General features: G+C 72.3%; 10 protein-coding genes. 3 read left to right on the forward strand and 7 right to left on the reverse strand.

The features are described 5' to 3' along the window. Nucleotides 1–12 precede the first annotated feature (12 nt). Genes KLO01_RS03960 through KLO01_RS03990 form a run of 7 tightly spaced genes read right to left on the reverse strand, consistent with a single transcriptional unit; the run spans nt 13 to nt 10,451 of the window. A complete protein-coding gene (locus KLO01_RS03960; protein WP_246136036.1) occupies nt 13–1,800 on the reverse strand; it encodes an ABC transporter permease in 1,788 nt (595 codons plus the stop codon). Further along, on the reverse strand, nt 1,797–2,936 hold the full coding sequence (locus KLO01_RS03965) for an ABC transporter ATP-binding protein (protein WP_147062297.1): 1,140 nt from the start codon (nt 2,934–2,936) through the stop codon (nt 1,797–1,799). The genes KLO01_RS03960 and KLO01_RS03965 overlap by 4 nt, the downstream gene beginning before the upstream one ends. 43 nt (nt 2,937–2,979) lie before the next feature. Next, nucleotides 2,980–5,115 carry an acetate--CoA ligase family protein gene (locus KLO01_RS03970; RefSeq protein ID WP_147062298.1) on the reverse strand — a complete coding sequence of 712 codons (2,136 nt, stop codon included), beginning with the start codon at nt 5,113–5,115 and terminating at the stop codon, nt 2,980–2,982. Between the two features lie 59 nt (nt 5,116–5,174). Beyond that, nucleotides 5,175–6,455, reverse strand: a complete 1,281-nt coding sequence (locus KLO01_RS03975) for a CoA transferase (protein ID WP_147062301.1) — start codon at nt 6,453–6,455, stop codon at nt 5,175–5,177. After that, nucleotides 6,452–7,837 (reverse strand): MmgE/PrpD family protein, encoded by a 1,386-nt coding sequence (locus KLO01_RS03980; RefSeq protein ID WP_147062303.1) that lies wholly within the window; start codon nt 7,835–7,837, stop codon nt 6,452–6,454. Before KLO01_RS03980 ends, KLO01_RS03975 begins: the two co-directional genes overlap by 4 nt. Continuing rightward, entirely contained in the window at nt 7,834–9,069 is a 1,236-nt protein-coding gene (locus tag KLO01_RS03985) for an acyl-CoA dehydrogenase family protein (RefSeq protein ID WP_147062305.1), read from the reverse strand. The genes KLO01_RS03980 and KLO01_RS03985 overlap by 4 nt, the downstream gene beginning before the upstream one ends. Continuing rightward, nucleotides 9,054–10,451 (reverse strand): MmgE/PrpD family protein, encoded by a 1,398-nt coding sequence (locus KLO01_RS03990; protein WP_147062307.1) that lies wholly within the window; start codon nt 10,449–10,451, stop codon nt 9,054–9,056. Before KLO01_RS03990 ends, KLO01_RS03985 begins: the two co-directional genes overlap by 16 nt. A gap of 89 nt (nt 10,452–10,540) precedes the next feature. On the opposite strand from KLO01_RS03990, the gene KLO01_RS03995 reads away from it, so the two are divergent. The 3 genes from KLO01_RS03995 (at nt 10,541) to KLO01_RS04005 (ending at nt 12,963) form a co-directional block, all read left to right on the forward strand. Continuing rightward, complete coding sequence (locus KLO01_RS03995; protein WP_147062309.1) at nt 10,541–11,470, forward strand: 3-hydroxyacyl-CoA dehydrogenase family protein; 930 nt, start codon at nt 10,541–10,543, stop codon at nt 11,468–11,470. Next, nucleotides 11,467–12,210: an enoyl-CoA hydratase/isomerase family protein gene (locus tag KLO01_RS04000; protein ID WP_147062311.1), complete on the forward strand. Its 744-nt coding sequence runs from the start codon at nt 11,467–11,469 to the stop codon at nt 12,208–12,210. Before KLO01_RS03995 ends, KLO01_RS04000 begins: the two co-directional genes overlap by 4 nt. Nucleotides 12,211–12,276: 66 nt before the next feature. Next, on the forward strand, nt 12,277–12,963 hold the full coding sequence (locus KLO01_RS04005) for a GntR family transcriptional regulator (RefSeq protein ID WP_186827930.1): 687 nt from the start codon (nt 12,277–12,279) through the stop codon (nt 12,961–12,963). Nucleotide 12,964 lies beyond the last annotated feature (1 nt).

Consider the following 12,964-nt stretch of genomic DNA (forward strand, 5'->3'; position numbering starts at 1 on the left):
GAACCGTCGCGGTCAGTGGTTGTTCAGCCCGCCACGCGAGCCGAGCAGGCGTGGGAGGCAGGAAAGGACGAACATGATCAGGCAGTAGATGAGGCTCATGGCTGCCGCCTGCTGCAGCGCACCGCCGTTCTCGAACTGGTCGAAGATCGCGATGGAGAGGATCCGGGTGTCGTTCGTGTAGAGGAACAGCGGAACCGTGAGCTCACGCATGCTGAGCATGAGCAGGATGAGGAAGGTCGAGGTCAGTCCGACCTTCATCAGGGGGACCGTGATCGCGGTGATGGCCCGCGCCCGGTGCGCACCGTGGAGCACGGCACTGTCCTCGAGGTCCTTGTCGGTCGACTGGATCGAGGCGGCGATGCCACGCAGACCCTGGGGCATCTGGACCGCGAGGAACGCGATGACCATCACCCAGAGGGTCCCGTAGAGCGGGATGGGCATGACGAGCCAGGTCCACAGCAGGCCGATGCCCAGGACGATCGCGGGGATCGCGAGCGGAACCATCGAGACGCCCTCGAGCAGGCCACGGGCCCGCGCCCTCGTGCGGTAGACGATGTAGGCCACGAGGAACGCGAGCACGGTCCCGCCCGCTGCCGAGAGCAGGGCGACGACGACGCTGTTGCCCGCCGCGGTGAGGAAGACGTCCGAGCGCGCCACGGTCCCGAAGGACGACGCGTCGAGCGCTCCGGGCGCGGTGAGGTCGCGGAACGAGCTCATGTAGGGCGAGGTGCGCATGGCGGTGAGGAACAGCGCGAGGATCGGCAGGGCGATGGCGATGAGGAAGTAGCCGGTGGCCACGACGAACAGCGGCCAGCGCAGGTGCCCCAGGTCGACCTTGCGGGCCTTGACGCCCTTGCCGGAGACCGTCGTGTAGGCGCGGCGCGAGAGCAGCACGCGCTGGGTCCACGTGATGACGAGGATGAAGACGACGAGCAGGATCGCCACCGACGACGCCTCGTTGCCGCGGGAGGGAGAGGCGTTCATCAGCCGGTAGATGAAGGTGGGGAGGGTGTCGATCTGGCCCGGGCTGGCGAGCACCTGCGCGACCGGGAAGTTCTCGAGCACGTGGGTGAAGATCAGGAGCGCGGAGCCGACGATCGCCGGCATCGCCAGCGGGAACGTCACCGTGCGCAGGGTGCGCCACTGCGACCCGCCGTGCACGGCCGACGCGTCCTCGAGGTCAGGGTTCATGAGCGACATCGACGAGTGGATGAGCAGGAAGGCGTAGGGCGCGTAGAACACCGCCATCACCATGACGACGCCGGGGATTGAGTAGATGTCGACGAACCCGGTGAGGCCCAGGTCTCGCAGCCCGATGTTGAGAAGGCCCGCTGCCGGGCTGCCGAGGATCGACCAGGCCAGCGCCCCGACGTAGGACGGCAGGAACAGCGGCATGAGGCCGAAGAGGTAGACCAGCCCCTTGAAGGGGATGTTCGTGCGGGCCGTCGTGAACGCGAGGAACCCGCCGATGGCGAGCGCCAGCACCGTCGACAGGGTCGCGATGAGGAGCGAGTTCAGGGTCGCCCTCGTCACCCCGGGCTCACCGAGGACCGCGAAGTTGCCGACCGTGAGGTCGAGCGAGATCGAGCCGGGACGAGGGACCGTCTCGCTGAACGCCGCGAGCAGCACGAAGCCGGCGGGGACGAGGATGAGGAAGCCCATCACGAGCAGCATCACGCCGCTGCTGCGCCACCCGCCTCGCCCGCTGCGCTGCTTCCGGCCACCGGAGGAGGGCGTGGGCGAGCCGGGCGTCGTCGGCGCACCCAGGTCGGTGGGGGCGCGCATCTCGGTGACGCTCACGCCGCTGCTCCCGTGTCTCCCGCTGCGGGCGCGGCGGCATCCGTCGCGGGTGCGGGGGTGTCGTCGGGGAGCACCGAGACCGCAGCCTCGGGCACCTCCACGACGACCGGGGTGTCGGGGGCGAGCACCACCGGGTCGAGCGAGACGACATCGAGGTCGGGCCCGCCGTCGATGCTCACCTGGTAGCGCACCGACGAGCCCTGGTAGACCGCGACGCGCACCTTCCCAGCGAGCCGGTTCGCACGCGAGGTGAGCTCGTCGGCGCGCTCCGCGTCGTGCACGGTGACCGCCTCGGGACGCACGGCGACGCTGATCGGTCCGTCCGGGACGGGGTGGGAGCTGCGCAGCGCGACCGAGTGCCCCTCGAGCCGCAGGCCGAGGTCGCCACCCCGCTCGACGGGGAAGACGTTGGTGACGCCGAGGAACGTCGCGATCGACGCGGTCGCCGGTGCCCGGTAGATCTCCTGCGGGGTGCCGAGCTGCTGGATGCGACCGGACTGCATGATCGCGATCCGGTCCGCGAGCGCCAGCGCCTCCTGCTGGTCGTGCGTGACGTAGAGGCTGGTCAGCCCGCGCTCGAGCTGGATCCGGCGCAGCTCGACCCGCAGGTCGTCGCGAAGCCGGGCGTCGAGGTTGGACAGCGGCTCGTCGAGCAGCAGGACGCTCGGCTCCATGGCGATGCTGCGCGCGAGCGCGACCCGCTGCATCTGGCCACCGGACAGCTGGCTGGCCCCACGGTGGGCGAGGTGGGCCAGGCCGACGAGCTCGAGGACGTTGAAGGCCTTGGCCCGCGAGAGGGTGCGGTTCTGGCCCTTCATCCGCAGCGGGAACGCGACGTTCTCGATGACCGTCTTGTGGGGCCACACGGCATACGACTGGAAGACCATCCCGACGTTGCGCTTGTGCGACGGGACACTCTTGCCCGAGTCGCCGTCGAACACGGCGCGGTCACCGATGGCGATCCGGCCGGCACTCGGCGTCTCGAGGCCGGCGACGCAGCGCATGGTGCTCGTCTTGCCGCAGCCCGACTGACCGAGGAGCACGATCGACTCCCCGTCGCCGATGGCGAGGTCGAGGTCCTGGACGGCACTCACGCCTCCATAGGAGAGGGAGAGGCCCTCGATGGTCACGTTCATGGTTCGTTCCTTCCCGGTCGGCATGGCTTCGGTGTGGGGACCATCAGGACGTCCCGCTGAGGCTGCTCGATGGCGACGATTGTTCGCCCTGCGCCGCAACCCTGACGAGGGCGTCCAGTGCGACGACACCCTGACCCTCGGTGCGGACGCTGAGCGGGTTCATCTCGGCCTCCACGACGTCGGGCCGGTCGACGGCGAGGCGGGAGACGGCGACGATGGCCGCTGCGAGCGCCTCGACGTCACCTCGAGGACCGCCTCGGAAGCCGTGGAGCTGGCCGAGCGCCCGGACCTCCCCGATCATCGCCAGGGCCTCGGCCTCGTCGACGGGCGCGAGGCGCATCGTCGAGTCCTTGTAGAGCTCGGTGAGCACGCCACCGGCGGCGAGGACCACGACCGGGCCCACGGAGGGGCTGACGCGGTAGCCGACGAGGGTGTCGACGACTCCCGGCGTGGCCATCTCCTGCACGAGGACCCCGTCGAGCTCGACCTCGCCGGCGTGCTCGCGCACGGCCGCGACGATCGCGTCGACCGCGGCGACCACGCCGTCGGCGTCCGCGACGCCGAGGACGACACCGCCGGCGTCGGACTTGTGGGGCAGGTTGGCCGAGAGCGCCTTGACCGCGACGGGGAAGGTGACGGGCAGGGACCCGGCCACCTGCGCGACCTCGTCGAGGCCGATGACGACACCGGGGACGACGGGCACACCCTGCTCCTGGAGGAGCCGACCGGAGTCGACCTCGTTGAGCACGACGGCACCGTCGGCCTCGGGGGTGGGCCAGGTGCGGGCCACCGTGGGGGCGCGACGGCCGAGGGCTGCCGCGACCGCATCCGCACAGGCCTCAGGGGTGCGGAAGGCCGGGACTCCCGAGTGGTGCAGGAGCTCGAGGGTGGCCAGCGCGTCGGGCAGGGCGAAGGCGGCCACCGGCGTGGCACCGTCCGCGCACTCGGCGATCGCCCGGACGGCGAGCTCGGGGTTGCTGCGGGCGGAGGAGCCGATGACGAAGAGGACGAGGTCGAACTCGCCGCTGTCCTGCATGATGCTCACCGCGCTGCGGACCAGCTCGTGCTTGGCACCGGCCAGGGTGAGGTCGACGATGAGACTCGGCGCGACGGGGCACCCGGCATCGGTCATCGCCTGCAGGGTGGCGCTGGACGGCGCGACGACCGAGACCCCACGGGTGGCGAGCTGGTCGACGACCACCGCGGCGCCACCACCGGTCGTCGTGATGATGCCGACGCGCGCGGTGCTGCGGTTGCCGACGGCGCCGAGGCGAGCGAGCAGCGGCGGTGCCTCGATGAGCGCCTCGAGGTGGTCGACGCGGGCGAAGCCGCAGGCGGCGAGGAACGCGTCCGACTCGGCGTCGGCGCCGGCGAGGGCGCCGGTGTGCGAGACGGAGAGCGCGGCTGCCTCCTCGGACCGGCCCAGCTTGTAGACGGCGACGGGTTTCCCGGCGGCGTGCGCAGCGTGGGCGAACGACGCGAGGTCGGTGCTGTGCTGGAGGGACTCGAGGAACAGGGCGTACGAACCGATCCCGGGGTCGTCGAGCGTGGCCTCGCACAGCTCGCCGATGGAGAGGTCGGCCTCGCCACCCACGGAGACGAGCCCGGCGAACCCGAGGCCGCGGGTCTTGCCGCGGCTGAGGAGTGCTCCGATGACGCTGCCGGACTGCGAGGCGACGAAGACGTCCCCCTCGGGCAGCCCCTCCTCGGCGAAGGCGGCGTTGGCCGTGAGGAGCATGCCGGTGCGGGGGTTGGTCACGCCGAGGCTGCTGGGCCCGACGAGGCGGACACCACCCTCGCGGGCGGCGGCCTGGAGTCGAGCCTGCCGCTCCTCGCCCTCGTGACCCTCCTCGCCGAAGCCGCTGGCGAGGATCGTCACCATCGGGACGCCGAGGCGACCGCACTCGCGCACGGTCGCGATCGCGGGCTCGGCGTTCGTCAGGACGTAGACGTGGTCCGGGACCTCCGGGAGTGCGTCCAAGGAGGGCCAGGCCCGCTCGCCGAGGACCGTGTCACGGCTGGGGTTGACGGGGTAGACCGCGCCCTCGAAGCCGGCGGCGCGCAGGAACTGCAGCGGCCGGGCCGTCGTCTTGGTCCGGTCGTCCGAGGCACCGACGATGGCGACCGAGCGCGGCCGGAGCAGGTTGTCCGCCAGGGTGCGGTCGAGCTGTTGGAGCATGGGGCTTCCTTCGCTTGCGTGAGTGTCGGGGGCGTCGTCGAACGACGCGGGCTGGGCGCTCATGCGGCCTCACCGGCGACGACGCCGTCCTGGAGGAGGCGGCCGATCTCGGCATGGCTCAGGCCGAGGACGCCGCTGAGGACCTCGGTGGTGTGCTGCCCGAGCCGTGGCGCCGACATGGCGGCCGACTCGACGTCGGACAGGCGGACGGGGCTGCCCGCGGTGAGCACCGTGCCGATGCCGGGGTGGTCGACGAGATCGACGACGGAGTCCGTCCCGGGCCGGGCCAGCTCTCGTGCCAGCTGCGCCAGCGAGCCGTATGCCGCGTGCAGCGCTCCCGTGCGGCGCAGCGCCTCGAGCGCGTCGTCGAGGGTCTGCTCGGCGAACCACCGGGCGAGGACCGCCGAGATGAGTGCGCGGTGCTCGTAGCGCCCCTCCTCGGTGTCGAGCTCGAGGCCGAGCGTGGTGGCGAGGGACGCGAACGCCTCCGTCGTGCCGGTGGCGGCCTGCAGCGCGTGCCACTGGCGTTCGGTCATCGCGATGACCATGACCGGCTGGCCGTCGAGCGTCGTGAGGACGTCGCCGTAGGTGCCGAAGAGCTGGTTGCCGTGACGCGCGCGGTCGGAGCCGGTGAGCTGTGCGTCGGCGAGCCACCCGAGGTCGGCCATCGCCGCGGTGGCGACGTCCTCGAGCGAGATGCGCGCGAGTGCACCGAGGCCGGTGCGGTCCCGGCGCCGCAGGGCGGCCAGCAGCGCGGTCGACGCCGTGGCCCCGGTGAGCAGGTCCCACGCGGGCAGGACATGGTTGACGACGCCGGCGCCGTCGGCCTGACCCGTGAGGTACGGGACGCCGACGCGGGCGTTGACCGTGTAGTCGAGCGCCGGGCTGCCGTCGCGCAGGCCCTCGACGACGATGTGGACGAGGTCGTGCCGGTGACGACGCAGCGACGCGTCGTCGAGCCAGGAGCGGCGCGCCCGGTTGTGCAGCAGGATCCCGGCGTCCGGGCCCGGGGCGGTGGCGAGCTCGGTGGCGATCTCGCGCCCCCGCTCGCTGCGCAGGTCGATGACGACCGAGCGCTTGCCCTGGTTGAGACCAGCCCAGTAGAGGCTCTCCCCCGAGGGTGCGACCGGCCAGCGGCCACGGTCGGGCGCACCGCCGATCGGGTCGATCCGGATCACCTCGGCGCCGAGCCGCGCCAGCGCCATGCCACCCGAGGGCGCGGCGATGTAGACCGCGCACTCGACGACACGGACACCGCTCAGCGGACGCTCCGACACGGAGGCGTGACGCGCGTCCGGGTCGTCGGACACGCTGGGCGCGAGGTCGGCCACGGCGGTCATCCCGCTCGACCCCCCTGCGCGCGGACGAGCTCGTCGGCGCGGTCGAGGAAGTCGAGGTTCTCGAACGCCCAGACCGCTGCGATGAGCTCGTCAGCGCCCTCGGTGCCGACGAGCGGCCCGGTGATGGCATGGAACTTGCCCGCGAGGTCCTCGTCGGTGACCGGGTTGGACGGCTCGCCGTAGGGCTGCTCGACCCACTCGGAGACGCTGCGACCATCGGTGAGCTCGAGCGTGACCCGGCTGGGACGCGCCTTCGGGTAGAGGTCCTGGGCGTCCTGGTCGAGGTGGACCTCGACCGCCGACGTGAGCTGCAGGACGGCCGCGTCGGACCGGGACTCGTCGGAGAACTCCGCCAGCGTGACCTCGCCCCATCGCAGGGCGGCTGCCACGGCATACGGGATGCTCATCTGCGCGTCGAGGAAGCTGTCGACGCGCGTGTGGCCGTGGTGGGTGGCGACGGAGTACGTCCCGACGGCGACCGAGCGGACGTCCTCGGCGGTGAGCCCGTGCTCCTTGCGCAGTGCCAGGGCGGCATCGATCGGGCCATGGAGGTGGCGGCACGACGGGTAGGGCTTGACGTAGGTGTCGAGGCAGGTCCACTGCTGGCCGAGCCCCTCGACGAGGGTGTCGCGGCTCCAGTCGTCACCGGCGAAGGCGGCGAAGTAGCCGTGCTGACCCTCGAGGGCGGTGAGCGGACCGGTGACGCCACGACGGGCGAGCTGGGCGCTGGCGATGCCGTCGCGGGCGGCCTTGCCCGGGTGGACCCGCTTGACCTCGGCGGCCTGACCGAGGAACTCGAAGAGCCCGCCGGCGTGCGAGGCCGCGATGCCCAGGGCGTTCGCGGTCGTGAGGGCGTCGGCGCCGGTGAGCGCACTGACGCCGGCCGCCGCGGCGAGCACGCCGGTGAGCGGGGTGTTGTGGAAGTGGTTGCGCCAGGTCGCCGGGTGGCCCGAGGCGGCGAGGCGACACACGAGCTCGAGCGCGATCGCGGAGGCCCGCAGGGTCTGCTCGGGCGTGCTGCCCTCGCGCTGGGCTGCGGCCAGGACGGCCGGGAGCGCCACCGCGCTGGGGTGCACGCTGCCGGGGGTGTAGCCGTCGTCGACCTCGAGGCCGTGCGCGGCGGTGCCGTTGACGAGCGCCGCGCCCAGCGTCGACATGCGGCCGTGGCCGACGGCGACGGCGTGGTCTCCGCCGTACTCCTCGGACGCGTGCTCGGCCACCGCGGTCGTCACCGGCGTGACCGACCCGGCCACGACACCGGCGAGGTGGTCGAGGACGAGGCGGCGGACGTGGTGGTCGACCTCGCTCGGGAGCGGGGTGGCGGCCTGTGCAGCGACCCACTCGGCGATGTGGAGGGTGAGACCCTCCGCGGCCGTGGTCATCGGCCGACCCCGGCCGGCTCGGGCGCGACCGACAGCGACGACTCGTCCGGCTGCGCGGCGAGGATGTCCGAGGGAGGGGCGGCGGGTGCCGGGGCGGCCGGGCGCTGGCTGAAGCGCTGGCCGAAGATGTTGCCGGCGATCGTGTTGCGCAGCACCTCGACCGAGCCACCGGCGATCATCCAGCCACGGGTGCGACGGACGATGTACTCGAGCGGGAACTCCGTCGAGTAGCCGCTGGCGCCGAAGACCTGGAGCGCGTCGTTGGCGACCCTGAACGCCGTCTCGTTGGCGTGCAGCTTGGCGATCGCAGCCTCGGTCGGGTCCGGCGGGCCGGACTCGGCGGAGGCGACGGCGCGGAAGATCAACAGCTTGGCGGCGTCGAGCTGGACGCGCATGTCCGCGAACTTCCACTGCAGGCCCTGGAAGTTCGACAGCGGCTGGCCGAACGCGGTGCGTGACTTGGCGTGCTCCACGGCACGCTCGTATGCCGTCTCCGCCAGGGCGATCGCGCGGCTCGCGTTGCCGATCCGCTCGACGCCGAAGATCGACAGCATCCTGGAGACGGCACCCGAGTCGGCGAGGACGTACTCGCGCGGGACGCGGACGTTGTCGAAGTAGAGCTGGCAGTGGTGCTCACCGGACATGTAGGTCTCGGTCTTGCCCCGGGTGAAGCCGGGGGTGTCGACGGGCACGACGACCGCGCCGATGTCACGGGTGCGCGGGCCGAAGCGGCACCACACGACGGTGTGGGTGATGTCCGGACCGTGCGAGTTCCAGCACTTCTGCCCGTTGATGACGACGTCGTCGCCGTCGTACTCGGCGCGGGTGCGCAGGTCGGTCAGGGCGGTCCCGGCCTCGGGCTCGCTCATGCCTGCGGAGACCAGGGCCTCACCACGCAGCAGCGGGGTGAGCACCTCCTCCTTGACCCGGTCGGAGCCGAACCAGGCGATCTGGCGGATGGCGCCGAAGTTGGCGGCCTGGAACGCGTCGGCACTGTGCGGGCAGATCTTCGTGATCGCCTGCATGGCCAGGACCGCGTCGAGCAGGCCGGCACCCTGGCCACCCACGTCCTCCGACAGGGTCAGCCCGGTGAGGCCGTTCTCGGCGAGGATGCGCAGGCTGTCCCACGCGAAACCCTCTCGTGAGAACGCCTTCGGGGCGAACTCCCTCTCGGCCAGACGGGTGACGGAGTCGACGAGGTCGTGCTGCTCGTCGGTCAGGCTGAAGTCCATGCGGTCTCCTGGGTCGTGGTGCGGAAGGGGTTCGGGGTGGCCAGACCGGCCAAGGCGGCGTCGAGGCCACCGCGGGGCACGTCGGCGAGTGAGCCGACGACGTCGCGGACGGCCGCGAGCCCGGCGACGGGGTCGACGCCCGCGACGGCGAAGCATCCGGCGGCCTTGGCCGCCAGCAGCGCGTCGTCCATCGGCTCCTGCGGCGAGCCGAGCATCGGGGCCGTGCCCGAGACCGTGAGGCCGTCGGCGGTGTGCAGGTCGACGGTCGCCGGGACCATCTCGCTCGTCTCGGGCTGGTCCTGGTGGACGACGACACGGGTGGCCAGCGCCTCGACCTCGGGGTCGAGCAGGTCCGGGCCGGCGACGGTGCGCAGGTCGAGCCGTCCGGTGACGACGTGGGCGGCGACGAGCCAGGGGATCGAGAACTGGGCGTCGACGATGGGGGCGCCCCGACGGGCGAACGGCCGCGAGACCATCGCGTACCCGGCGCCTGAGGGGACGTGCACCTCGGCGCGGTCCACGGTGGCGCCCGCAGGCAGCGAGGCCAACGCACGGCTCGTCGCCGTGATGGCCGAGTGCGTGTAGCGGCAGGCCGGGTAGGGCTTGAGCGAGAGGCGAGCGCCCTCCCAGCCCGGAGCCAGCAGCACGTCGAGGTCGGGCTCGGTCGCCGCGAGGCTCGCGATGCCGTACTCCCCGTCGAGCCAGCCGACCGGGCCGGAGACGCCTGCGCGAGCGAGGTAGGCCGCGGTGATGCCGGCCTGCACGGCCAGCCCCGGCTGGAGGCGCTTGTTGGTGGCGCTGTCGGCGACGACCTGGCGGCTGTGGCGGGAGCCCGCGGACGGGAGCACGAGCGAGACGGCGTGGCCGAGCTGCTCGGGCGTCAGGCCGAGGGTGCGCGCCGCGGCAGCTGCTGCGGCGAGCGCACCGAGGCCCGCGGTGCGGATCATGCCGTGCTGGGGGCCGACGAGCCGGGAGAGCCGTGCGAGCACCTGGACGCCGACGACGAACCCGTCGAGGACGTCCGCGCCGGAACGACCCTCGCGCAGACCCACGGCCAGTGCGGCCGGCAGCGCCACCGCACTCGTGTGGACGACGGCCTCGTCGTGGGTGTCGTCGAAGTCCCACGCGTGGATGAGGGCGGACATCGCGAGCCCAGCCTGCGGCACGTCCAGCTGGAGGTCGGTCCACGGGACGGGCACCTCGCCCTCCCCGAGACCGGCCAGGGCCGCCACGGTCTCGCGCACGCCCTCGGCCTGCGCACCGGCACTGGCGATCGACAGCGCGTCGACGAGCAGGCGGGTCAGCGCCTCCTGCTCCGACACGTCCAGGTCGAAGGCACGTCGAGCGGCCAGGTCCTCGGTCCACGCTCTCGCCATGTCCATGGGGTGCTCCTCCTCTGTCCGCCCCGTTGCGGTCAGATGCGACAGTACATACTCTATAGAGTGTTGTCTACAGACCTTGAGGAGAAAACATGTCGCACCGTCAGGACGCCACCAACACCTGCTCCACGGAGCGGGTCGCGGTCGTCGGCGCCGGGATCATGGGCCGCGGCATCGCGCAGCTCTTCGCCACTGCAGGAGCCCGGGTGTCGCTCGTCGACTCCACCCCCGAGGCCGCCTCCGCCGGCCGGGACCGCATCGCCGCCGACCTGCGCCGCGCGGCCGAGCGCCGAGCCTCCCGGTCCGACGCGAGCAGCGCAGACGACGAGGTCGAGAGCGCCGAGCTCGTCCTCGGGCGCATCCGGGTCGCCGAGCTCGACGAGGCGGTGGCCGACGCCACGGCCGTGATCGAGGCCGTGCCCGAGATCCTCGACCTCAAGCGCGACCTCCTCGCCGACGTCGCCCGCACGGCACCCGCCGAGGCCCTCCTCACGACCAACACCTCCGCACTGCCGATCACCTCGATCGCCGCTGGCCTCCCGCAGCCCGAGCGCCTGGTCGGCCTGCACTTCTTCAACCCCGTCCACCGCATGCGCCTCGTCGAGGTCATCGCCGGCCTCGCCTCGGCCGAGGACAGCGTCCTGCGGGCCCGCGACCTCTGCGAGCGCGCGGGCAAGACCACGGTGCGCGTCGTCGACCGCCCGGGCTTCGTCGCCTCGCGGGTCAACGTGCTCATCGGCAACGAGGCCTTCCGGATGCTCACCGAGGGCGTGGCGACCGCCGACGAGATCGACATCGCGCTGACCCACGGCCTCAACCACCCGATGGGTCCGTTCGAGCTGATCGACCTCGTCGGGCTCGACACCCGCCTCTCCGTGCTGCGCTCGCTGCACGCCTCGCTGGGCGACCGCTTCCGGCCCGACCCCACGCACGTCAGCCTCGTCGAGGCCGGGAGGCTCGGCCGCAAGACCGGTCGTGGCGTCTACACCTACGACGACACGGGACGGAGGGTCGCGCCGTGACCGTCTCCCTCGTCCGCACCGCCGGCGTCGCACGGCTCGTGCTCGACCGCCCCGACAAGGGCAACGCCCTCAACGTCGAGATGTCCCGGGACATCCGGCACGCCCTCGACGAGGCCTCCCTCGAGCCGGGCGTCCTCGTCGTCGAGAGCTCGACCCCCGGCATGTTCGTCTCCGGCGCCGACATCGCGGACCTGCGACAGCGCACCCGCGTCGAGGCGCTGGCCCGGCTGAACCACAACCTCTTCCTCGCCCTCGAGGAGTATCCGTGGCCCACCGTGGCCGTCGTCGACGGACCCGCGCTCGGCGGTGGCTGCGAGCTCGCGCTGGCCTGCGACATGCGGGTCACGACGTCCCGCTCCACCTGGGGCCTGCCGGAGGTGACTCTGGGGATCATCCCGTCCGCGGGTGGTATGCACCGGCTGCCACGCATCGTGGGCTGGGGCATCGCGAGCGAGCTCATCCTCTCGGGGCGCCGCATCGACGGCACCGAGGCCCACCGCATCGGGCTGGCCAACCGGGTCTGCGAGCCCGACGACCTCGACGACGTCGTGGCAGGCCTGCTGCGCGACCTCGGCCGCGCCTCCCCCACTGCGACGCAGTACGCCAAGGAGGCCATGCGCGCTCCTGCGGACCGGTCCCGGGTGGCCGACGCGGCCCTCCAGGCCCTCTGCTTCGAGAGCGACGACGCGCGGCAGCGCCTCGACGCCTTCCTCGAGAGGCGAGCACGCAGCCGTGCATAGGATGTATTCGATAGACACCACCGGCCACGGTGGTCCGGGACGACGAGGGGATCGATCGTGACGGCGATGGACCAGGGGGCCGGACCGCCGCAGAGCCGGACGGCATACGTGCTCGAACGCCTCAAGGACGACCTCGCGAGCGGCGCCATCCAGCCCGGCGACGCGCTCAAGCAGACGGTCATCGCGAAGCGCTACGGCGTGAGCCCCACCCCGGTGCGCGAGGCACTGCGCATCCTCGAGGCCGACGGCGCCGTGACCTACTCCCCCCACCGCGGCGCGAGCGTCCGCGAGATGTCGCCGACGGCGGCGGTCGACCTCTACCGGCTGCGCGCGGCCGTCGAGAGCACCGCCACCCAGATGGCCGTCGAGCGGATGACGCCCGAAGGGCTCGCCGAGATCGAGGCCGAGCACCAAGCGCTCGTCGCCGCCCGCAAGAAGAGTGTCGACCCGGCCAGCCTGTCGATGATGAACCGGCGGCTGCACTTCACGATCTATGCGCAGAGCTCGCCGCTCGTCGTGCAGTACCTCGACCTGCTCTGGAGCCGCTTCACGCCCTCGACGACCATCTGGACCAAGGCGCACGCCGTGGACCTCGAGGAGGACCACGAGTCGATCATCGAGGCCATCCGGGCGGGCGACCCCGTCGAGGCCGCGCGCAGGATGTCCGAGCACATCCTGCGGTCCTCGCGCATCCGTGAGCAGGACCCGACGACCCGCGCCGAGGGGCACGACGAGCAGGCCGTCACCGGCTGAT

It is taken from the genome of Knoellia locipacati (genome assembly GCF_007992835.1).
GTDB lineage: Bacteria > Actinomycetota > Actinomycetes > Actinomycetales > Dermatophilaceae > Knoellia > Knoellia locipacati.